The 21,805-nt window shown below is 68.4% G+C and carries 19 protein-coding genes; 9 read left to right on the plus strand and 10 right to left on the minus strand.

All coding sequences use genetic code 11. The features are described from left to right. Nucleotides 1-28: 28 nt before the first annotated feature. The 3 genes from RKD05_RS04715 (at nt 29) to nhaA (ending at nt 4,056) form a co-directional block, all read left to right on the plus strand. Entirely contained in the window at nt 29-958 is a 930-nt protein-coding gene (locus RKD05_RS04715; protein WP_424708356.1) for a phosphoribosylaminoimidazolesuccinocarboxamide synthase, read from the plus strand. A gap of 186 nt (nt 959-1,144) precedes the next feature. Continuing rightward, on the plus strand, nt 1,145-2,482 hold the full coding sequence (locus tag RKD05_RS04720) for a uracil-xanthine permease family protein (RefSeq protein ID WP_424708357.1): 1,338 nt from the start codon (nt 1,145-1,147) through the stop codon (nt 2,480-2,482). A 242-nt stretch (nt 2,483-2,724) separates the two neighbouring features. After that, nucleotides 2,725-4,056, plus strand: a complete 1,332-nt coding sequence (gene nhaA, locus RKD05_RS04725; RefSeq protein ID WP_424711769.1) for a Na+/H+ antiporter NhaA — start codon at nt 2,725-2,727, stop codon at nt 4,054-4,056. Between the two features lie 12 nt (nt 4,057-4,068). Here the strand turns inward: nhaA and RKD05_RS04730 are convergent, their stop codons facing one another. Then, a complete protein-coding gene (locus RKD05_RS04730; protein ID WP_424708358.1) occupies nt 4,069-4,662 on the minus strand; it encodes a hypothetical protein in 594 nt (197 codons plus the stop codon). 82 nt (nt 4,663-4,744) lie between these two features. Next, on the minus strand, nt 4,745-5,758 hold the full coding sequence (locus tag RKD05_RS04735) for a LacI family DNA-binding transcriptional regulator (protein ID WP_424708360.1): 1,014 nt from the start codon (nt 5,756-5,758) through the stop codon (nt 4,745-4,747). Nucleotides 5,759-6,499: 741 nt separating this feature from the next. Between RKD05_RS04735 and RKD05_RS04740 the strand changes: the two genes are divergently transcribed. Next, complete coding sequence (locus RKD05_RS04740; protein ID WP_424708361.1) at nt 6,500-7,549, plus strand: hypothetical protein; 1,050 nt, start codon at nt 6,500-6,502, stop codon at nt 7,547-7,549. A 287-nt stretch (nt 7,550-7,836) separates the two neighbouring features. On the opposite strand, the gene RKD05_RS04745 is transcribed toward RKD05_RS04740, so the two are convergent. Together RKD05_RS04745 and RKD05_RS04750 are read right to left on the minus strand one after the other, a co-directional pair. Then, on the minus strand, nt 7,837-8,202 hold the full coding sequence (locus tag RKD05_RS04745) for a helix-turn-helix domain-containing protein (RefSeq protein ID WP_424708362.1): 366 nt from the start codon (nt 8,200-8,202) through the stop codon (nt 7,837-7,839). Next, complete coding sequence (locus tag RKD05_RS04750; protein ID WP_424708363.1) at nt 8,183-8,782, minus strand: hypothetical protein; 600 nt, start codon at nt 8,780-8,782, stop codon at nt 8,183-8,185. The genes RKD05_RS04745 and RKD05_RS04750 overlap by 20 nt, the downstream gene beginning before the upstream one ends. A gap of 250 nt (nt 8,783-9,032) precedes the next feature. Between RKD05_RS04750 and RKD05_RS04755 the strand changes: the two genes are divergently transcribed. Both RKD05_RS04755 and RKD05_RS04760 read left to right on the plus strand, forming a co-directional pair. Further along, nucleotides 9,033-10,310: a hypothetical protein gene (locus RKD05_RS04755; protein WP_424708365.1), complete on the plus strand. Its 1,278-nt coding sequence runs from the start codon at nt 9,033-9,035 to the stop codon at nt 10,308-10,310. A 302-nt stretch (nt 10,311-10,612) separates the two neighbouring features. Beyond that, nucleotides 10,613-11,857, plus strand: coding sequence for a hypothetical protein (locus RKD05_RS04760; protein WP_424708367.1), 1,245 nt, complete (start codon nt 10,613-10,615; stop codon nt 11,855-11,857). A gap of 41 nt (nt 11,858-11,898) precedes the next feature. Here RKD05_RS04760 and RKD05_RS04765 read toward each other — a convergent pair whose 3' ends face one another. After that, nucleotides 11,899-12,834, minus strand: coding sequence for a helix-turn-helix domain-containing protein (locus tag RKD05_RS04765; RefSeq protein ID WP_424708368.1), 936 nt, complete (start codon nt 12,832-12,834; stop codon nt 11,899-11,901). Between the two features lie 243 nt (nt 12,835-13,077). Here RKD05_RS04765 and RKD05_RS04770 point away from each other — a divergent pair, with 243 nt between their 5' ends. Beyond that, complete coding sequence (locus tag RKD05_RS04770) at nt 13,078-14,412, plus strand: hypothetical protein (RefSeq protein ID WP_424708370.1); 1,335 nt, start codon at nt 13,078-13,080, stop codon at nt 14,410-14,412. Nucleotides 14,413-14,509: 97 nt separating this feature from the next. Here RKD05_RS04770 and RKD05_RS04775 read toward each other — a convergent pair whose 3' ends face one another. From RKD05_RS04775 to RKD05_RS04795, 5 genes are all read right to left on the minus strand, one after another. Further along, nucleotides 14,510-15,979 carry a glycoside hydrolase family 1 protein gene (locus tag RKD05_RS04775; protein ID WP_424708371.1) on the minus strand — a complete coding sequence of 490 codons (1,470 nt, stop codon included), beginning with the start codon at nt 15,977-15,979 and terminating at the stop codon, nt 14,510-14,512. A 29-nt stretch (nt 15,980-16,008) separates the two neighbouring features. After that, a complete protein-coding gene (locus tag RKD05_RS04780; RefSeq protein WP_424708372.1) occupies nt 16,009-16,908 on the minus strand; it encodes a carbohydrate ABC transporter permease in 900 nt (299 codons plus the stop codon). Then, a complete protein-coding gene (locus RKD05_RS04785; RefSeq protein ID WP_424708373.1) occupies nt 16,905-17,996 on the minus strand; it encodes a carbohydrate ABC transporter permease in 1,092 nt (363 codons plus the stop codon). Before RKD05_RS04785 ends, RKD05_RS04780 begins: the two co-directional genes overlap by 4 nt. Nucleotides 17,997-18,148: 152 nt before the next feature. Then, nucleotides 18,149-19,420, minus strand: coding sequence for an extracellular solute-binding protein (locus tag RKD05_RS04790; RefSeq protein ID WP_424708374.1), 1,272 nt, complete (start codon nt 19,418-19,420; stop codon nt 18,149-18,151). A 189-nt stretch (nt 19,421-19,609) separates the two neighbouring features. Then, nucleotides 19,610-20,722: a hypothetical protein gene (locus tag RKD05_RS04795; RefSeq protein ID WP_424708375.1), complete on the minus strand. Its 1,113-nt coding sequence runs from the start codon at nt 20,720-20,722 to the stop codon at nt 19,610-19,612. 130 nt (nt 20,723-20,852) lie between these two features. Here RKD05_RS04795 and purS point away from each other — a divergent pair, with 130 nt between their 5' ends. Further along, nucleotides 20,853-21,101 (plus strand): phosphoribosylformylglycinamidine synthase subunit PurS, encoded by a 249-nt coding sequence (purS, locus tag RKD05_RS04800; protein ID WP_022878640.1) that lies wholly within the window; start codon nt 20,853-20,855, stop codon nt 21,099-21,101. Then, nucleotides 21,098-21,805 (plus strand): phosphoribosylformylglycinamidine synthase subunit PurQ, encoded by a 708-nt coding sequence (purQ, locus tag RKD05_RS04805; protein ID WP_424708376.1) that lies wholly within the window; start codon nt 21,098-21,100, stop codon nt 21,803-21,805. The genes purS and purQ overlap by 4 nt, the downstream gene beginning before the upstream one ends.

Consider the following 21,805-nt stretch of genomic DNA (forward strand, 5'->3'; position numbering starts at 1 on the left):
GCGCGAGCCGACCCGCGATAATGAGCGGGTGATCCCCGCTTCCCCCCTCGTCCTCGACGGCTGGCGCCACGTCTACTCGGGCAAGGTCCGCGACCTCTACGTCCCCGCCGACACCGCCGAGGGTGCCACGCCGGCGCACCTGCTGGTCGTCGCGAGCGACCGGGTCAGCGCGTTCGATCACGTGCTGAGCCCCGGCATCCCCGACAAGGGCGTCCTGTTGACGACGCTGAGCCTGTGGTGGTTCGACCGTCTCGCGGGTGCCGACGGGGGTCGTGGCATCCCGAACCATCTCGCCGCCGACCACGTGCTCGAGGGGGACGATGCGGTGGAGCTGATCCCGGATGCCGTGCGCGGACGCGCCATGCTCGTCCGGTCGCTCGACATGCAGCCGATCGAATGCGTCGTGCGCGGGTACCTGACCGGATCGGGCTGGGCCGAATACCAGGAGTCGCGCACGGTGTGCGGCATCCCGCTTCCCGAGGGACTCGGCGACGGCGACCGGCTGCCGGAACCCCTGTACACCCCCGCCTACAAGGCGCCGATGGGCGAGCACGACGAGAACATCACGTACAAGCGTTCGGTCGAGCTCGTCGGCGAAGACACCGCCGCCGCCCTGCGCGACCTGTCGCTCGAGATCTACCGTCGCGCCTCCGCGATCGCCGAGAAGCGCGGGCTCATCCTCGCCGACACGAAGTTCGAGTTCGGCTACGACGCCGCGGGAGTCCTGACGCTCGCGGACGAGGTACTGACGTCGGACTCGTCCCGGTACTGGGATGCCGAGGCCTGGCGCACCGGCACGACCCCCGCCGAACGGATGGCGAGCTTCGACAAGCAGATCGTCCGCGACTGGCTCGCCGCCCACTGGGACAAGCAGGGCGAGCCGCCCGCGCTCCCCGACGACATCGTGGCGCGCACCCGCGCCCGCTACGCCGAACTGCTCGAGCGCCTGACGTCCTGAGGCCCGCGGCCCGGCCGGGCCCGGGTCCTGCTCCTGTGCGCCAGATCACGTGATCTGGGCGAACGTACGCGTCAGGGACGGCCGCAAGCCGTACGCTCGGCCAGATCACGTGATCTGGCCGAGCCTGAGCCGACCGATGCACCGAGCACTCGGCATCCACCCCCCACCCCACCGCGAGGAGACCACATGTTCCGCTGGAAGCTGCACGGGAACGGGCGCACGGTCGCGCCGGGCGCGGTCGTCGCCCCGGGCGAACGCCTCAACTGGGGCGCCACGATCGCCATCGGGCTGCAGCACGTCATCGCGATGTTCGGCGCGACGTTCCTGGTGCCGGTGCTCACCGACTTCCCGGTGTCTACGACGTTGCTGTTCTCGGGTGTCGGGACGCTGCTGTTCCTCCTCGTGACCCGCAACCGGCTCCCCAGCTACCTCGGCTCGTCGTTCGCGTTCATCGCGCCCGTCACCGCGGCGACCGCGACCGGAGGAACGGGGTCGGCTCTCGCGGGCATCGTGGCCGTCGGCATCCTGCTCGCGATCATCGGTGTGGTCGTGCAGTTCGTCGGTCTCGGGTGGGTCGACCGCGTCATGCCGCCCGTGGTGGCCGGCGCGATCGTCGCCCTGATCGGCTTCAACCTCGCGCCCGTCGCGTGGTCCAACTTCCAGAAGCAGCCGCTGCCCGGCACGATCACGCTCGTCGCGGTGATCCTGTTCAGCGTCCTGTTCCGCGGATTCCTCGGCCGCATCTCGATCTTCCTCGGCGTGATCGTCGGGTACGTCGCGACGGTGCTGATCCAGGCCGCGTCGGGCGAGACACTCATCGACTTCGCCCCGGTGGAGGCCGCGCCGTGGGTGGGTCTGCCCCATTTCGAGGTCGCGAACTTCGCGACGCCGCAGACCTGGTCGGTCATCGCGATGTTCCTCCCCGTCGTGCTGGTGCTCGTGGCCGAGAACGTCGGGCACGTGCGGGGTGTGGCGGCGATGACGGATGCCACGGCCAACCGCTCCACCGGACGCGCGCTCATCGCCGACGGTGTCGCGACGACGCTCGCGGGCACGTTCGGCGGCTCGGGCACCACGACGTACGGCGAGAACATCGGCGTGATGGCCGCGACCCGCGTGTACTCGACGGCGGTGTACTGGGTCGCCGGCCTCACCGCCATCGTGCTGAGCCTGTCGCCGAAGATCGGGGCGGTGTTCAACACGATCCCGGCGGGCGTGCTCGGCGGTGTGACCACCGCGCTGTACGGCCTCATCGGGATCATCGGCATCAAGATCTGGGTCGACAACCGCGTCGACTTCTCGCGCCCGGTCAACCAGTACACGGGTGCCGTCGCGCTGGTGCTCGCGATCGCCGGGTTCACGATGCAGTGGGGCGACTTCCAGCTGGGCGCGATCGTGCTCGGCGCCGTCGCCGCCCTGCTGATCTACCACCTCGGCAACGCGATCGCCCGCGCCCGCAAGACCGGCGCCGACGACGGCGGCCCCATCCCCGCCGTGGGTCCGCTGGGCGGCGACCCGTCCTGACGCGCCGGGCGGGTGGCATCCCGCCGCCGCTGCGGCCGCCACTTCACGTGATCTGGCCGAACGTACACGCCATGACCGGCCATAGCCCGTACGCTCGGCCACTTCACGTGATCTGGCGCCCACCTCGCGCACTCCACCGCCGCGCCGGACACGCGGAACAGCCCGCCCGCCCCGGGTAAACTGGACGCGGCGTGTCGGGAAGTCTGGTCGACGATCGTGTCGACGACCCCGAAAGGGATGCCATGAACGAAACCCCCGTGCGCGCGCCGAGCTGGCCGGGCTACCGCGAGGTCCACCGCGTCACCACGCTGCTGCGCCGCGAATCGGTCGGCGGGATGCTGCTGGTGGTGGCCGCGATCGCGGCGATCATCTGGGCGAACTCCCCCGCCTCGGACGCGTACTTCGCGCTGCGCGACCTGCGGTTCGGGTACGAGCCGTGGCACCTCGAGCTGAGTGTCGGGTCCTGGGCTGCGGACGGGCTGCTGGCGATCTTCTTCTTCATGGTCGGGCTCGAGCTCAAGCGCGAGATCGTCGCGGGGAGCCTGCGCCGCTTCAGCACCGCGATCGTGCCGATCACCGCCGCGGCGGCGGGCGTCGCGGTGCCGGCGCTGATCTACGTGCTGGTGACGTCGTCGCAGCCGAGCCTGCTCGCCGGGTGGGCGATCCCCGCCGCGACCGACATCGCGTTCGCGGTGGCCGTGCTCGCGCTCGTCGGGTCACACCTGCCGGGTCCGTTGCGCATCTTCCTGCTGACCCTCGCGGTGGTCGACGACCTCATCGCGATCGCGATCATCGCCCTGTTCTACACGAGCGACATCTCGCTCCTCCCGCTCGCGATCTTCGCGGTCCTCGTCGCGATCTACGGCGTCATCGCGCACCTCGGCCGTGCGTGGTTCGCACGGCACGGGTGGGCCGCGTGGGTCGTGCTGCTGCCGATCGGTTTCGCGGCGTGGGCGTTCCTGCACGCGTCCGGCGTCCACGCGACGATCGCGGGTGTCGCGCTGGCGTTCACGATCCCGGTCGCCCCGTCGAAGCGTCAGCCCGAGATCCGCGGCATGGACCTCGCCGAGCAGTTCGAGCACCGCTTCCGTCCGCTGTCGGCCGGCGTCGCGGTCCCGATCTTCGCGTTCTTCGCGGCGGGCGTCGCGATCGGCGGCGGCGAAGGCCTCGCGCGTGCGGTGATGGACCCCGTCACGATCGGCGTCGTCGCGGGCCTCGTGCTGGGTAAGCCGATCGGCATCCTGCTCGGGGTCCGCGTGCTCACGCTCGTGACGAAGGTGCGCCTCGACCCGGCGCTGAGGTGGATCGACCTCGCCGGCGTCGGCCTCCTCGCGGGCATCGGGTTCACGGTGTCGCTGCTCATCGCGGAACTCAGCTTCCCCGCGGGCTCGGAGCACACCGACGACGCGAAGATCGCGATCATGGTCGCGTCGCTCCTGGCATCCCTCCTGGCGGCCGGCGTCCTGCTCATGCGCAACCGTCGCTACAAGCAGCTCGCGGCGGAGGAAGAGGTGGATGCCGACGGCGACGACATCCCGGACGTGTACCAGCAGCCGCTTCCCCGCGACCGCTGATCGCGAGCCGGGTCAGCCGAAGATCTGCGCCGCGATGTCGGACAGCCACGCGCGCGCGTTGACGTTCACGGTCTCGAGGTAGATCCACACGTCGTCGCGCGCGACGACCACGTCTTCGCTGCTGGCTGCGTCGCCCGGGCGCATGCAGTACTGCGCCCCGAAGTCCTGCGCGGCCTGGCACTGATACCCCTCGGATGCCAGCTGCTGGAGGCCGTCGTTGACATCGGCGGGGGTCGCGGTGCTGACGATGAGCAGGACGGCCGCCGCCTCCTCCTGGATCCAGTTGCACGACAGCTTCGTGGTGGCGTTCGGCGGCGAGGGACGGACGAACCCGTCGGCGTGCTGCGCGGTCAAGCCGCCCACGGTCTCGGCCCGGCTGCTCGCGGTGCCGAGTTCGTCGCAGGATGCCGGGACCCGGGCCGCCACGCTGGTGGAGGTCTCGGACGCGGTGGGCGTGGGGGTGGCCGCGGGCGTCGGCGTCGCGACGGTCACCGTGGGCGTCGCGGTCTCGGTCGCGACGGGAGTCGCCGGCTCGGGAACGCAGCCGGCGAGACCGGCGATCGCGATCACGGCCGCGGCGACGGCAGCGCTTCTCCATCGAGGCATGGCGGGTCCTCTCGGCGCGCGCGCGAATGCGGGTGTGGGCGGCGCGGTGCGCCCACCCTAGCGGGTGACCGAGGCCCGTGTCTCAGGCGGACGCGCGCTCGATGATCTCGGTCGGCAGGATCGCGGCGTTCGCGGTCGCCCTCCCCGCGAGCACGTCGAGCAGCATCGTCGCCATCTGACGGCCCTGGTCGTGCGAGGGCTGACGCACCGTAGTGAGCGCGGGCACCAGCGACGTCGCCACCGCCGAGTCGTCGAACCCGATGACGGCGATGTCGCGCCCCGGCTCGTGGCCGTGCTCGCGCAGCGCGGTGTACGCGCCACGGGCCATGAGGTCGCTCGCGACGAACAGCGCGTCGGGAAGATCTCCGGATGCCAGGATCCGGCGCATCGCCTCGGCACCGCCGACCTCGGTGAAGTCGCCGTCCTCCACGGCCACCGGCTCGAGCCCGGCTTCGTCGAGCACCTCGCGGAACCCCTGCAGCCGGTCGATACCGGCGGGCATGTCGGAGGGTCCGGATACCGTCGCGATGCGGCGGTGACCACGATCGAGGAGGTAGCGGGTGGCATCCCGCCCGCCCTGGACGTTGTCGACGTCGACGTAGTGATCAGTGGAGCGCACGCGAGCGGGGCGTCCGCCGAAGACGACGGGAACGGTGTCGGCGAGGCGGTCCACGAACGTGTCGCTGGTGTGGTGCGACGCGACGATCGCGCCGTCGACGCTGCCGCTCCGCAGGTAGCCGAGGGCCTTGGCGCTCGCGTCGTCGCTGGCGATCAGCATGTTCATGACGTAGTCGGACTCGCCGATGACCTCGCCGATGCCCGCCACGATCGATCCGAAGAACGGGTCGCCGAAGAAGCGGTCCGTGTCTTCGGGGATGACGAGGGCGATGGCCCGCGTCTGGCGGCTGGCGAGGGAGCGGGCCGCGCGGTTGGGCACGTACTGCAGCTCGTCGATCGCGCGCCGCACAGCTTCGAGCGCGGCGGGCGACACCGCGGTCGAGCCGTTGACCACGCGCGACACGGTGGAACGGGACACACCTGCTCGTGCGGCGACCTCTTCGATGGTCGCGGTGCCGCGTACGGGGGTCAGCGACATCGGGCTCCTCCGGGATGAGCGACCGCGCCGCTTCACTCGCGGCGACGTTGCGAGCGTACTCCTCCCGACCCTTGAGATTCCGTCGCACCGTGCTTGGACAGCGCGTCTTTCAGCGCGCGAGCGGATGCGAAGCCGGACCGCTCGGCGATCTCGGCAGGTGAGGCAAGGGTGCACGTGACGCGAAGCCGCAGATCGCGGCACTAGCTGCGAAGACGCGGACTGCAACCCACAGGTGGCGGGTTGAGCTGGTGATTGTTTACGGTTCCGGGGCTACCTGTCGGGTTGCCCCGGTCAATCTCAACCCCTAGATGAAAGCGGGGCTCGCACACCGTCGCATCGCCAGCCTCCGAACTGTACCGCCGTTACCCAGCAATCGAGGGCCAGTTCACCATCCCTCCTGCGCAGACAGCGGCCCGTCCGGTCACCCCCGCACGGGATGACAATCGACAACCCAAGTTCCGCCAGCAATGACCACCCGAAGGGCATCGCCATGACTACTACCCGCGACCAGCACTCGCTCTCTGCCCCCCCCCCCCCCCCCCCCCCCCCCCCCCCCCCCCCCCCCCCGCTGACGTAGATCGGCGTACCATCCTGCAGGGCGCTGCATGGACCATTCCCGCCATTGCCGTCACCGCAGCGGCGCCCGTTGCGGCCGCCGCCTCCACCCCGGCGGTACTCACCTTCGATAAGAGCACATACAGTGGCATCGCGTGCGGAACCATTCCCGGGGCCTACATAACAGTGACCGTCGGCGGGATTCCCACGCCGGGCCGCAGTGTCACGACGAACCTAAGCGGCGGCTACACGTTCAGCGATGGGACGACCAGCAACACGCAGCTCAGCGGCGGTAACGGCCAGGTCGCACTGCCGACGATTAACGTTCCGAACACAGGCGGCACCGCGACCATTGCGAGCCTGAGTGACTCGAGCTCCGCCACCGCCAGCGCCGTCGCACCCATCGTCAAGAACGCGGGCTTGTCAGATAACTCGCCTAACTATTCGACAATGTCCTACCCGAAAGGCACAACCTGCCCAGCGCCCATGACGTATCTGACTCCGGACCGAGACCTCTATCTGTACAATTCGTTAGTCACCTCGAACGTCACGTCGGTGAGGAGCCACGGCGAGGCCAACGTCGGCTGGTTTGTGACCTTCATGCGATCAGATGGCACGGGCGGGCACCGCCTCTCGAATGGCACGACCATCGACGTAACGTTCCCGAGCGGTACGACCGCTTGCGGCAACTACCTGTTCCTCACCCCGCTCGGAGAGCTTTATCGGGGCCAATCGGCGAGGATCGACGTTCAGGTATTCTCCGCGGCGAGCCAAATGCAGCAGGGGGTAGGTTACTGGACCAATTGGATCACGGCAGCCGGCTCCGCCTCACTGACAGAAATCAACGGCGTCGTCAGCACCCATTCCTTTCCCGCCCGAACGATATGCCCATCACCGATGACCTTCTTGACGCCCGACCGTGAACTCTACTTGTATTTTGACCATGTGGCTTCCGACGTCACATCGGTAGTCAGCCACGGTGAGACGAATGTGGGGTGGTTTGTAACTTTCATGCGATCCGACGGGACGGGCGGCCACCGACTTTCGAATGGATCAATAGTCGACGTCACGTTCCCCGCTGGCACGATCGCATGCGGGAGCTATCTGTTCTTGACACCCAGCGGAGATTTGTACCAGGGGCAGTCGCAGAAGATTACGAGCAAAGTTAAGTCCGCGGCAGGCGAGATGCAGAACGGAGTCGCCTACTGGAGCAACTGGGTCACCGAGAACTGTTAGGAAAAGAGGTCCGCTGCTTTCTCCGTCAGGAAAACGACAGGGATGCGAGTACAGCCCGGCTCCGCCCCCGGCCGAGCACGATCTGCTCAGCCGGGGGCAAGACTCATCCGCCCTCAGGACTGAGGCTGGTCAGGGACTGGACCCGCGGTCTTCCCCGCTACATCCGGTCACCACCCCGCCCCCGTTGCTCCGACCGACGGGGGCGGGGCAGCGTCTCAGTTCTCCCGTGACCCTGCGGCGCACCTCACCCGAGGAGACTGAGAACACGACCGACTGGAGCCGCCGCTTCACTCGCGGCGACGTTGCGAGCGTACTCCTCCCGACCCGTGAGATTCCGTCGCACGGTGCTTGGACAGCGCGTCCTTCAGCGCGCGAGCGGATGCGAAGCCGGACCGCTCGGCGATCTCGGCCAGGCCGTGATCGCCCTCCGCGGCGAGGAGAGCGCGGGCGAGCGTCAACCGATGGGTGCGGAGCACGTCGGCCGGAGACTCCCCGTGCGCCCGGAATGCGCGTTCGAGGCGCCGACGTCCCGTGCCCAGGCGAGCGGCGACGGTGTCGATCGTGAGGTCTCTTCGCGACGCTTCGGCGTCGAGGATCGTGCGCGCGTGGGAGTAGAGGCGGTCGTAGTCGGCTTCACCCGGCGGGCGTGGCATCCGGGGTCCAGAAATCGTCGACGCCTCCGCCCGGACGGCGGCGATCAGCGCTCGAAGGGAAGCTGCCACCGCGGCGGCAGCGCTGAATACCCCCCCCCCCCCCCCGCGAATCATGGGCGTGGAAGAGGGCGTTGACGGCGGAGGTGATCATGACGGCCGACACGAGCTCGCCCTGCACGTGGAAGATCTCGCCCGCGCGCTCGCGCGAGCCGTGATCGATCTCGATGCGCGCGATCGGCTGGTCGCTGCGATACGTCACGGAGACGCGGCGCGAGACGAACAGCACGTCGTTGGGCAGAAGGGCGGCGGGCTCCGCGTCACCGATCTGAACAGTGCCCTCGCCGGCGACGTGGACGACGAGCGTGTCGTGGTCGATCTCGCGCGAGGCGGGTCGCGAGAGCGTCAGCGCCGTGTGCCACACCCGCCGGATCGCGACGTCGGCCACGACGGCTTCGTCGATGAAAGCATGGGATGCCGCGGAGTCGGCCACGACCCACCCGCGGAGACGGAACCATTCGGCGACCTCGGCCCCCTCGAGCGGGATGCGGCGGACACGCCACGGCGACCGCGGCTCGGGCATGAGTGAACCTCCGACGGAATGGATGCCGGGACGGGTCCGGACACTCTAGGGGCGGTCCCAGGGCGATCCGGGGTGTCGCCAGTCGGGAGGCCCGTCGGTCACCCGCACGCCTTCGTCTGGCCCGCGTCGGGTCACCCGCGACGCCGAGGCGCCGACACTGCCGCCGCGTTTGCGACACGGACGGGCGCGAATGCGTCACTTCGCGACTTCATGAAGGACGGCACCCCGAACCCGAGCCGAAGGAGCCCTCATGACCGACCTTTCGCGCGCCTCCGCGCCCGACGACGGCATCGCCCGCCGCACCATCCTCGCCGGCGCGGCGTGGAGCATCCCGGTGATCGCCACCGCCGCGACCGCGCCCGCAGCCGCCGCCAGCGCCGCCCTGACACTTACGTTCGACAAGGCCACGTACGCGGGCACGGCGTGCTCCACGATTACAGGGGCCTATGTGACAGCAACCAGCGGTGGGGTGCCGGCGGTCGGAGTACCGATTACTATCTCGCTGTCCGATGGTTACGTCTTCACAACGACCGGCTCCAACAGCCAAACAGGGTCGACGAGCGGCAACGGCCGATTCCCCCTACAGGCCATCTCCATCCCGGGGCAGGGAGGGTCTGCGACTGTCATCGCGTCGTCGACAGCGGCGTCAGCGACCGCAATCCTAGATGCACCGCAGTCAGGCAAGGCGTGGAACTACATCGTCGGGCAAACCGCGGTCCAAATTGACGCCCCCGACGGAGCAAAAGTCATCGGATACAACGCCCGAGTGTCTGCCGACGGCGAGCTCTGGGTCCAAGGCCTCCGCAGACAGACCGGCGTCAATCCCGACAACGCGGTCGCTGAGCTGACACCCACGAACGAGGCCGCCATCTCCTGGACAGACTTCAGCGGCAAGGCGTGGAACTACATCGTCGGGCAAACCGCGGTCCAAATTGACGCCCCCGACGGAGCAAAAGTCATCGGATACAACGCCCGCGTGTCTGCCGACGGCGAGCTCTGGGTCCAAGGATCACGCAGGCAAACAGGCGTCAACCCCAACAACGCCATCTCCCAGATCACCCCCGACAACGCAGCAGCCGTCTCCTGGACAGACTTCAGCGGCAAGGCGTGGAACTACATCGTCGGGCAAACCGCGGTCCAAATTGACGCCCCCGACGGAGCAAAAGTCATCGGATACAACGCCCGCGTGTCTGCCGACGGCGAGCTCTGGGTCCAAGGATCACGCAGGCAAACAGGCGTCAACCCCAACAACGCCATCTCCCAGATCACCCCCGACAACGCAGCAGCCGTCTCCTGGACAGACTTCAGCGGCAAGGCCTGGAACTACATCGTCGGGCAAACCGCGGTCCAAATTGACGCCCCCGACGGAGCAAAAGTCATCGGATACAACGCCCGCGTCTCCTCCGACGGCGAGCTCTGGGTCCAAGGATCACGCAGGCAAACAGGCGTCAACCCCAACAACGCCATCTCCCAGATCACCCCCGACAACGCAGCAGCCGTCTCCTGGACCGACCTGCCGCGATGTTGAGACCCAACTCACTCACGCTGTGGCGACGCCACAAGCGGTGAGGTGGAGAGCGAGAGCAATTCGTACCAGGCGCTGAACGCAAGATGACCGAGATGATCGCCACCCGCGGCCGCAGGACGTGGCCAGGGCGGCGCTCAGACCGACATCCGCCGCGCCTCACCCCGCCGCCCGGCCCACTCACCCGCCCCCGCCCCGCCCCGGCTCCGCCGAGGAAGGGGCGGGGGCGGCGCTACTCTGCTCCCGTCGTCCCGGGGCTCCATCAACCGGGCGACATACGGAACCCGACCGACAGGAGCCCCACCATGACCGACCCTTTGCGGCAGGCCGACTCGGACGGCCGCCGGCTCACTCGACGAACCGTCCTCTTCGGGGCTGCCTGGACGCTCCCCGCTATCGCGGCCGCCACGACAGCTCCCGCCGCCACCGCGTCCGTCGCCGCGACGCTCAGCTTCGACAAGACGGGGTACGTCGGCGACACCTGCGCGGCAATCACCGGGATCACCGTGACGGCCACCAGTTCCGGGGCTCCGGCGGCCGGCCTGCAGATCACGATCTCGTTGTCCACCGGATACACCTTCGTCGGCGGCTCGAACTCCGTCTCCGGCTACTCCGGTTCGAACGGCACGTTTTCCGTTCCCGATATCCGCCTCGACGGTTCGGGGACATCGGGCACGGTCACCGCGAGTGGCGGAGGATCGACCAAATCCGCCACGCTGTCCGCCATCGGCTACGGATTCGTCGACAAGACGAACGTGTACCACCCGAGTGTCGCGGGGCTCCCCGCCAACAGCAAGCCCGCCCCTGGCGGCTTGCTCCTCACCCCCGCCGGAGACCTCATCCCCTCCGACGGGAGCCCCGCCGTCCGCACCGGCGTCGCCTCCTTCGGCAGCGCCTCGCAGGGATGGTGGGCTGTCGCGAACACCGACGGCACCTACGGGTACATCGACGACAACAATGCGTATCACGCAGCTCTGGCCGGACTCCCCGCGAACTGCAGGCCGGCTCCGGGCGGCCTCCTGCTCACCCCAGGCGGAAGCCTGATCTCGTCCGTCACCGGCGCCACCCTTCGCACCGGCGTCGCCTCCTTCGGCGCGGCGTCGCTGGGCTGGTGGACCATCGTGAACACCGACGGCACCTACGGATACATGGATGCCGCGACCACCTACCACGCGGGCGCCGCGGGCCTTCCCGCCAACTGCACACCGGCACCCGGCGGCCTCCTCCTCACGCCCAGCGGGAACCTCATCTCCGCGGGCGGCGGTTCGCCTTTTCGCACCGGCGTCGCCGCGTTCGGCAGCCCCTCTCAAGGATCGTGGGCTCTGGCGAACACCGACGGAACCTACGGCTACGTCGACAGCAGCAACACCTACCGCGCCGGTGTCTCCGGACTCCCCGCGAACTCGACACCCGCGACGGGCGTGTACGTCCTCGCGCCCGATGGCCGGCTGATCTCCGTCGTCAACGGGTCCGTGCTGGCATCCGGAGTCGCTTCGACGGGCACCGAGTCTCTCGGCTGGTGGACGCTCGCCCACACCAGCACCTGCTGACGACGTACCGCGGGAACTCGCGCGCCGGGTGAGCCGGTTCGTCAGTGCTGCGGCGGGAGCCGGACTCCATGCTTCTTCAGGGCGGTCTTGACCGCGCGCCCGGAGGGGAATCCGGTCCGGTACGCGATTTCGGTCATCTCCAGATCGCGCTGGGACTCGACGAGCGTCCGAGCGAGACGGAGACGGTGGGAGCGGAGCACCTCGATCGGCGACTCGCCGTGGGCCTGGAACGCCCGCTCCAAACGACGTCGTCCGGTGCCAAGCCGGCCTGCGATCGCGTCGATCGACAGGTCGTGCCGCACGGCTTCCGCCTCGAGGATCGTGCGCGCCTGTTGATAGAGCTCCTCGTTGCTCACCTCGGCCGGACGGGATCGCATTCGTGAGGATGGCGAATGGGATGCCTCCGTTCGCACGGCAGAGGTGAGCGCCTTGAGCGCCGCGGCCACCGCAGGAGCCGCGATGAATCCACTCTGCCCCCGCGAATCGTGGGCATGGAAGAGCGCGTTCACCGCCGAAGTGATCAGCACCGAAGAGATGAGATCGCTGTCGGCATGAAACATTTCGTCGGAACGGGCGCGTGTCACGTGGTCGACCTCGATGCGCGCGAGCGGCTCATCGGATCGATACATCAGCCCGACATGGTGGGGCACGAAGATGACGTCATTCGCGCCGAGCGGCGTCGACCCCCGGTTGCCGAGATCGATGACACCGCTTCCGGCCACGTGGATGATGAGCGTGTCTCCTTCCGACCCCGCCTGCGTGCGCGGCGCCGAAAGAGAGAGCGTGAGTGCCGTGTGCCATACGCGCCGAACGGTGACGTCGCCGACGAAAGCCTCATCGACGAAGGCGTGGGAGCTTTCGGAATCGCCGCCGACGACGGTCCATCCGCGAAGACGAAACCATTCGCCGACCTCTCGACCCTCGAGAGGAATGCGACGCACCTTCCACGGCGAGCGGGAGGAACGGGCTTCGGGCATGGGAATCGGACCTTCGATTTTCGACCGCGGGCGCGGTCACGACAATCTAGGCGCACCCGCGAGCGATGCCGGTGGGTCGCCCTTTCCCGGTCACCCTGGGAGTCGAAAGTCGGTGGCCTCACCGTCACCCGCGGCGTCAGCCGGGCGACAACCCCGACGCTCACGCGACACGATAATGCGATTTCGCGACAGTCATTGGCTTCATGAAGGACGGCACCCCGAACCCGAACCGAAGGAGCCCTCATGACCGACCTTTCGCGCGCCTCCGCGCCCGACGACGGCATCGCCCGCCGCACCATCCTCGCCGGTGCGGCGTGGAGCATTCCCGTGATCGCGACTGCCGCGACCGCGCCCGTAGCCGCCGCCAGCGCGGCACTGACGCTGACTTTCGACAAGGCCGTTTACACAGGTACGGCCTGCTCGACCATCACGGGTGCCTACGTCACGGTGACGAACGGCGGGGTACCAGTCAGCAATGCTCCGATCACCGTCAATCTGACAGGCGACTACACATTCTCTGACGGAACGACTTCATTCAGCGGGGCCTCCGACGGTACCGGTCGAATGAATGTCGCTCCGGTCAAGGTGCCGAACAACGGCGGCACTGCGGGCATCTTGGCGAGCACCGGATCATCGGCGTCGGCGTCCACGCTTTCTGCGGTCTCGAACGGGGTGTCGTGGTGCCTGCCCGGGACCGCAACCCCGTACGTCACACCGAAGGTCCCGACGGGCTCCAAGGTCATCGGATGGAACGTCCGCGTCAGCCCGGCGAACGACCTCTGGGTCGACCAGACCAACATCACAGCAACCTACGGAATGGCAAAGGTCGACCCCAACAACGTCATCACAGCATTCGACAACAACACTTCCCGCACCACGTTCAACGACACTGCTGGGGTCTCGTGGTGCGTCGATGGAACAGGGGCGCCCATACAGACGCCCAACGTACCGGTGGGCTCCAAAGTCATCGGCTACAACGTCCGCGTCAGCCCGACGAACGACCTCTGGGTCGACCAGACCAACATCACAGCAACCTACGGAATGGCGAAGGTAGACCCTGACAACGCAATCGCCGACCTCTACAACAACACCGCGTACACCACATTCAATGACACCACCGGGGCGTCGTGGCTCGTGACCGGCACGGGGACACCGTACAAAACGCCCAAGCTGCCGACGGGGTCAAGAGTCATCGGGTGGAACGCCCGCATCAGCCCGACGAACGACCTCTGGGTCGACCAGACCAACATCACCGCAGCCCACGGGATGGCCAAGGTCGATCCGGACAATGCGTTTTCGACTCTCAGCGGCACGGGTAGCTACACCACGTTCAACGACACCACGGGTGTGTCTTGGTGCGTTGTCGGCACCGGAACCCCGTATGCCACCCCCAAAGTGCCGACGGGCTCGAAGGTCATCGGCTGGAACGTCCGCGTCAGCCCGGCGAACGACCTCTGGGTCGACCAAACCAACATCACCGCACTGAATGCGATGGCGGAAGTCGACCCCGATAACGCCGTAGCCGCGTTCTACAACAACAACGCCTACGTGACCTTCAACACGCTCACCGCCTGCTGAAACCCAATCCCTTGGGGCGCTCGCGTCCCGACGAGCGGCACGGTGCTCACCGCCTCCCCCCAACCACTCCCGGGGCGGTGAGCACCGTCGTGGTGCGTCAGGCCGCAGGCAGCGCGTCGGCCGGGGCCACAGCGAGCGCCCGGTCCGCGATCACGCGGGCGTAAGCCAGGCCCGAGTCCTTCACGGACCGCACCTGCGTCGCGTAGTCGACGTGCACGATGCCGAACCGCTTGTCGTAACCCCAGGCCCACTCGAAGTTGTCCAGCAGCGACCAATAGAAGTAGCCACGGACGTCGATGCCCTTGTCGATGGCATCCAGGATCGCCGCGAGATGGGCCTCGACGAACTCCACCCGCTCGATGTCGTGGATGCGCGTCTCGCCGTCCTCCGCCACGGGCACGTCGTCGTACGCGGCGCCGTTCTCGGTGATGTACAGCGCGACGCCGGTCTCGGCGGTGTACTCGGTGCTCACGCGCTCGAGCAGACCCGTGAGGGCCTCCGGCTGGACCTCCCAGCCCATCGTCGTGCGGGGCAGGCCCCGCTCGTGCCAGTACAGGTTCGCGTGCGCGGGGAACGGCGACGCGATCGGACGCACCGTCGGAGCGTCTCCCCCGGGCGGGTTCACGAGCGGCGGCGTGCCGCCGACGAACTCGCCGTGGTAGTAGTTCACGCCCAGCGTGTCGATGGGGGTCGAAATGACCTCGAGGTCGCCCGGCTGGACGGCCTCCTGCCAGCGCCGCACGGCGTCGGCATCCACGTTCCGGAAGTCCTGGATGATGTCGGACGGGTAGCTGCCCCGGAACACCGGGTCGAGGAACCAACGGTTGAACTGCCCATCGATGCGCCGCGCGGCGTCGAGGTCGGCGGAGTTCTTCGGGTCGACGGCATCCGCGACGGTCAGGTTCAGCGTGAGCCCGAGGTTGAGCGAGGCGTCACGGGCGCGCAGCTCGCGGACGGTCTGGCCGTGCCCGAGCAGCAGGTGGTGCGCGGCGAGCATGCCCTCGGCCTGCGAGTAGTGGCCGGGCGCGTGGGCACCGGCGGTGTAGCTGAGGAACGACGAGCACCACGGCTCGTTGAGCGTCGTCCACACGTTCACGCGGTCGCCGAGGGCGTCGTGCATGTCGAGCGCGTACTCGGTGAAGAGGTCGCTCGTCTCGCGGACGGTCCAGCCGCCGCGGTCCTGCAGGGCCTGGGGAAGATCCCAGTGGTACAGGGTCAGCCACGGGAGGATGCCGGCATCCAGGAGTTCGTCGACGAGCCTCTTGTAGAAGTCGACACCCTTCGGGTTGAGCGCGCCGCCGTCGGGTCGCACGCGCGACCACGAGGTCGAGAAGCGGTAGGTCTGCAGGCCGAGGCTCTTCATGACCTGCACGTCGCCGGCGTAGCGGTGGTAGTGGTCGCACGCGACGTCGCCGTTGTCGGCGTTGATCACCGCGTCGGGGACCCGGCTGAAAGCGTCCCAGATCGAGGCCGTGCGCCCGTCCTCGAACGCGGCTCCCTCGATCTGGTACGCGGCGGTCGCCGCACCGAAGAGGAAGCCCTCGGGAAAGGCTCGGGAATGGGACATGTGTCGGGTTCCTTCCGTGGGCGCAAGCGTCATCCCTTGACCGCCCCTTGCATGATGCCACTGACCAGCTGCTTGCCCGCGAAGACGAACAGCAGCAGCAGCGGGATCGTCGACAGCAGCACGCCCGCGAGCACGATGGAGTAGTCGACGAAGTAGTTGGACTGCAGCAGCGAGAGCGCCACCGGCAGCGTCGGGTTCTGGCGATCGAGCACGATGAACGGCCAGAAGAAGTTGTTCCACGCGCTCACGAACGTGAACAGCGCGAGCATCGCCGCGGCGGGCCGCGCCGCGGGCACCCCCACCGTGAGGAACGTGCGGAACGAGCTGGCGCCGTCGACGCGCGCCGCCTCGATGAGTTCGTCGGGCACCGCCTGACGCAGGTACTGCGTCATCCAGAACACGCCGAACGCACTGGTGAGCGCCGGAATGATGATCGCGCCGAGCTGCCCGGTCCACCCGAGCTCGCTGAACAGGATGTACAGCGGCACGACGCCCAGCTGCGTCGGCACGGCCATCGTCGCCACGACGAAGACGAGCAGCCACGGTCCTCCGCGGAACTTCAGCTTCGCGAACGCCCACCCCGCGAGGGTGGAGAAGAAGACGACGGATGCCGCGATCAACCCGGAACTGATGATCGAGTTGATCAGCGCGGGCCAGAAGTTGACCGCGGGGTCGCCGATCACGGCGGCGGCGTTGGCGAAGAAGTTGCCCCCGGGGAGCCACGACCGGTTCGCGTCGCGGATCGTGGACGAGTCGCCCGACCCGATGAGCAGCGACCAGTAGAAGGGGAACACGCTCGCGAGCAGCACCGCGCCGAGCGCGGCGTACACGAACCACCCGGGGCGGGAGCCGCGCACGGGGCGGCGGCGCCGCGGAGCCGGCAGATCGGGGTCGGCGATCGGGACGGGGGCGGCGTTGACGGCGGTCATCGGCCCGCCTCCTCTCTGGCGGTGCGGGTGCGCGGGGTCGTGGCATCCCGTTCCAGGTCCTTCTTCGCGGCACGCGCCTGGGCGCGGATCTCGCGACGGGACCGCGCATCGCGGCGACCCTCGTCGCGCACGACGGAGCGGGTGATGAACAGGTTGATGACGCCGATGGCCAGGATGATGAGGAACAGGATCCAGGCGAGCGCCGCGGCGCGGCCGAAGTTCCACTCGCCCCAGCCGACGTTGTAGAGCCAGAGCGTCACGGTGAGCCACTGGTTGTCCGCGCCACCGGTGCCGTACTGGTCGTACATGCGCGGCTCGTCGAAGATCTGCAGGCCCCCGATCGTCGAGGTGATGATGACGAAGATCAGCGTGGGCTTGAGGCTCGGGAGCGTGATCGAGAAGAACTGCCGCAGCTTGCCGGCGCCGTCGACGGTCGCGGCCTCGTAGTACTCGCGCGGCACGGCCTGCATGGCCGCGAGCAGGATGAGGGTGTTGTAGCCCGTCCAGCGGAAGTTGACCATCGTGGCAATCGCGATGTGGCTGGCGAAGGCGTCCGAGTGCCACGGGACGGCGGGGAGACCGAGGCTCTGCAGCGTGGTGTTCACGACGCCGTACTGGTCGCCGAACATGTTGCTGAAGATCAGGGCCACGGCCACGGGCGCCATGACGTAGGGGATCAGGACGCTCATGCGCCAGAACGTCTTGGCGCGGATGTTCTGGTCGAGCATCGCGGCGATGAAGATCGCGAGGATCAGCTGCGGGACGCTCGACAGCAGGAAGATGCTGAAGGTGTTGCGCAGGGCGATCCAGAACTTCGGCTGGCTGAGCACCCACGCGTACTGGTCGAAGCCGATGAAGTGCCCCGAATTGCGGACCAGATCCCAGTCCATGAACGAGATCACCGCGGTGTACGCGATCGGGAAGAGCCCGGTGATCGCGAACAGGATGAAGAACGGCGAGATGTAGAGGTACGGCGAGAGCTTCAGGTCCCACGCGCTGCGGCGCTTGCTGAAGCCCACCCGCCGGGGCTCGCGGGCGCGCGCTTCCGGCGCCGCGTCCCCCGTGGGGCGTTCGAGTGTGCTGGTCACGGTCTGTGCTCCGTTTCTGCCGCGTGAGGGGTCAGAATTTGTCGCCTGCGACGGGGCAGAAGCGACAAATTCTGACCTCTCACGCGAGAAGGGGGACGGGCGACGGATGCCAGGAGCGCGAAGCCGCAGCCCCTGGCATCCGTTCGCTGGGGTCAGGACAGGGCGTCGACCTCAGTCGCCCACTGCTGCCACGAGTCGGTCGCGTTCTGCGTGCCGTCCTCGACACGGGTCAGCGCCTTCTGCATGGCGTCGTTGATCTGGAAGTAGAACTTCCCCTTGTACGGCGAGACCTTCACGGCCTGCGCACGCTCGGAGAGGAGTTCGCCGACCGGCGCGTTGTTGAAGTACTCGTTGGTGCTGCTGAGCAGCGTGTCCGCCTTCAGCGCGTCGCTCTGGCTCGGGAACGTGCCCGCGTTCTCGAACGCCTTGACCTGCGTCTCGGGGCTCGTCAGCCAGTCGGCGAGCTCCTGCGCGGCCTGGACGTTCTTGCCGTTGGCGGGGACGGTCAGGTACGACCCACCCCAGTTGCCGGCGCCGCCGGGGAAGACGTTGGCGATGTCCCAGCCCTTGACGTCCGGGGCGTTGCCGGAGATGACGCCGAGCATCCAGCCGGGGCAGAGCATCGTGGCGAACGCGCCGTTGGACAGACCCGCGAACCAGTCGTCGGACCACTGGCCGAGGTGCGCCGACTGCGTCGCGCTGGCCTTGAGGACCTGGTCGTAGATCTTCTTGACCTCGGGGTTCTTCGTCGCGGTGATCTCGCCGTTGTCGGGGTTCTCGTACGCGGCCTCGACCTGGTTGATCGCGCCCTGGTACGTGCCGCCGGCGGAGTCGAAGAACGCCTTGCCGGTAGCCGCGACGTACTTGTCGCCCAGCGCGAAGTAGGTGGACCAGTCGCCCTGCAGGAGCTTCGCGACCTCGGCGCGGTCGGTGGGCAGGCCCGCGGCGGCGAAGAGGTCGGAGCGGTAGCAGACGCCCTCGGGACCGATGTCGGTGCCGTAGCCGATGAGGTGGCCGTCGGGGCTCGTGGCGGCCTTCACCTTGTAGTCGAGCCAGCGGCTCTTCAGGTCGTCCGGAACCGGGGCGAGGAGGTCGGCGTACTGCATGACCTCGGGCAGCCAGTCGACCTCGATGGCCTCGATGTCGGCGAGGCCGGTCTTGCCCAGCTTCTGGAAGTAGTTCTCGCGGGCGTCGTTGCTCGTCGCCGCCTTGTTGTGGACGATCTTCACGTTCGGGTGCGCGTCCATGTACTCCTGCAGGAGCGCGTCGGTGTACCCGAAGTCGTTGAACGTCGCGATGGTGAGGGTGACGTCGCCGTCGGGCGATGCGGTGCTCCCGCTGCCGGAACACCCGGCGAGGACGAGGGCGGAGGTGGAGGCGACGGCCGCGACGACCGCGGCACGACGCAGGACACGTGATTTCACAGAACACTCCTTCGTGGTGGATGAATCGGTGTGCTCCTGTGCGCGACGCCCCTCGACCTCTGAATCGTGGGAGCGCTCTCACCGATCTCGCACGACGTTATGGGATCGCTCCCAAAGTGTCAAGAGAGCGCTCCCACGAACCGCCGCGGGACGCAGCGGGCGGTCGCCGCGCGCCGGCCGGCAGGCGCGTCAGCGTTCGGGGAAGGTCACGTAGCGCCGCACGTACTCGTCGAAAGCGATGCTCGTCCGCCTCTTGATGACGAAGGCTTCACCGCCCCACAGGCCGATTCCCTGCTGGTTCGCGAACTCCGGTCCGGCGATCACGGCACCGCCGTCGGCGGTCAGGGCGACGAGCGCCGCGTCGTCCATGGCGCTCCCGTCCGGCACGAGAACGATCCGCTCCCTCACGACCCCCGACACCTCGACCACCGCGCGCGCGGCACGGAAGCCGGGCTCGCGGGGTCTGGGCTCGACACCGTTCTCGCGCTGATATGCCGCCACTTCCTGAGCCGCTTCGGCGGCGATCTCGCGCTGTCGCGCCGTGAACGCCGTCACGATATGGACTTTCCGGCCGGCCTTCCGCGCGAGGGCCTGGTCGGCCAGCCAGATGACCTGCGGCGATCCGTCCGTCATCCATCCGCGCTCGAACTCCTCCGGTCGCGCGAGAACCGCGTCGTACGCGCGCTGCCCCTTTCCCAGGACCGCGCCGATCGCGTTGATCTGCCAGGACGGCGCGACGCCGGCGCGCGCCAGCGCGTCCGCGATGGCGGCCGCCTTCTCGCCCGCGGTCTGCGCCCAACGCAGGATGACCCCCTCGGGGGCGGATGCCAATCGCGCCGCCTCCGCGTCGATGGTCCGCGCCCACAGGCGGCCACCGAGCTCGTCGATCACCGACCAGAACTCGGCATCCGGCAACGCGTCGAGGTGCGTCGCGTCCATCCGGATCGGCGGAGGCGGGTCGCGCAGCTCGTTGCCGTCGAACCATGCGACGGGATCGGCTCGCGCGGACTCGGGTATAACGGCATCCCAGATCGTGATCGCCTCGTCGGACATGCCGCGGAACGTCCGCTCTCCGAGCATGGCCCCTGGTACGTCCTCGCGCTGCGCCGTATAAGGCATCTCGATCCCGGCATCGGGGATCACCGCGAAGTGCTCGGTGGGGAGGATCTCCCGCCGCGCGGCGCGGTTGATGGCCTCCACGTCCGCATCGAAGACGACCGAGAAATACTCCGTGCGGGTGCGAGCCGTCGCCACGATGGACCGGATGACGTCGCCGCTCAGCGGCACACGCAGGATCTCCACGCGGCCACCCTACGCGCGCCGCCGCGAGCGCCGATCGAGCAGCGTCCGCGGTGCGTCCGCACAGAACCGGAGTCGGGTCGGGCGCCTGCGTAGAATGGCATCCATTGCCCTTCCGACACCTGGAGCTGGAATGCCCACCATCGTCGTCGACGTCATGCCCAAGGCCGAGCTTCTCGACCCCCAGGGAAAGGCCGTCGCCGGCGCCCTGTCCCGACTGGGCGAGAACCGCTTCTCGGACGTGCGGATCGGCAAGCGCTTCGAGCTCACCGTCGAGGGCGAGGTCGACGAGGCCACGCTGGCCCGCGCCCGTGAGCTCGCCGACGAGATGCTCTCGAACGCCGTGATCGAGGACGTCGTGAACATCGAGGTCGTCGAGTGACGACGCGCATCGGGGTCATCACCTTCCCGGGGTCGCTGGACGACCGCGACGCGCAGCGCGCGATCCGCCTCGCGGGCGCCGAGCCCGTCGCCCTGTGGCACGGGGAGCACGACCTGCGCGGAGTCGACGCCCTCGTCCTCCCCGGCGGCTTCAGCTACGGCGACTACCTGCGCGCCGGCGCGATCGCCGCGTTCGCGCCGATCATGGCCGAGGTGAAGGATGCCGCCGCCAAGGGCATGCCGATCCTCGGCATCTGCAACGGCTTCCAGATGCTCGTCGAGGCGCACCTGCTGCCCGGCGGCCTGATCCGCAACGCCCACCAGCAGTTCATCCGCCGTGACCAGCGCTTGCGCGTCGAGAACGCCTCCACGGCGTGGACCAGCGCCTTCGACGAGGGTGACGAGATCGTCATCCCGCTGAAGAACGCCGACGGCGGATACATCGCGGATGCCGAGACCCTCGCCCGCGTGAACGGTGAGGGCCTCGTCGCGTTCCGGTATCTGGGCGTCAACCCGAACGGCTCGCTCGACGACATCGCGGGTCTCACGAACGATCGCGGCAACGTCGTCGGCCTCATGCCGCACCCGGAGCACGCCGTCGAACCCGGCTTCGGCCCCGGCACCTCCGCCGCGATGCGCTCCGGTGTCGATGGCCTGGGCTTCTTCACGTCGGCGATCTCCGCCGTGGTCGCCGCGGCCGCGTAA

This window comes from Microbacterium sp. SLBN-111, assembly GCF_049739645.1.
In the GTDB taxonomy this organism is placed as follows: Bacteria; Actinomycetota; Actinomycetes; order Actinomycetales; family Microbacteriaceae; genus Microbacterium.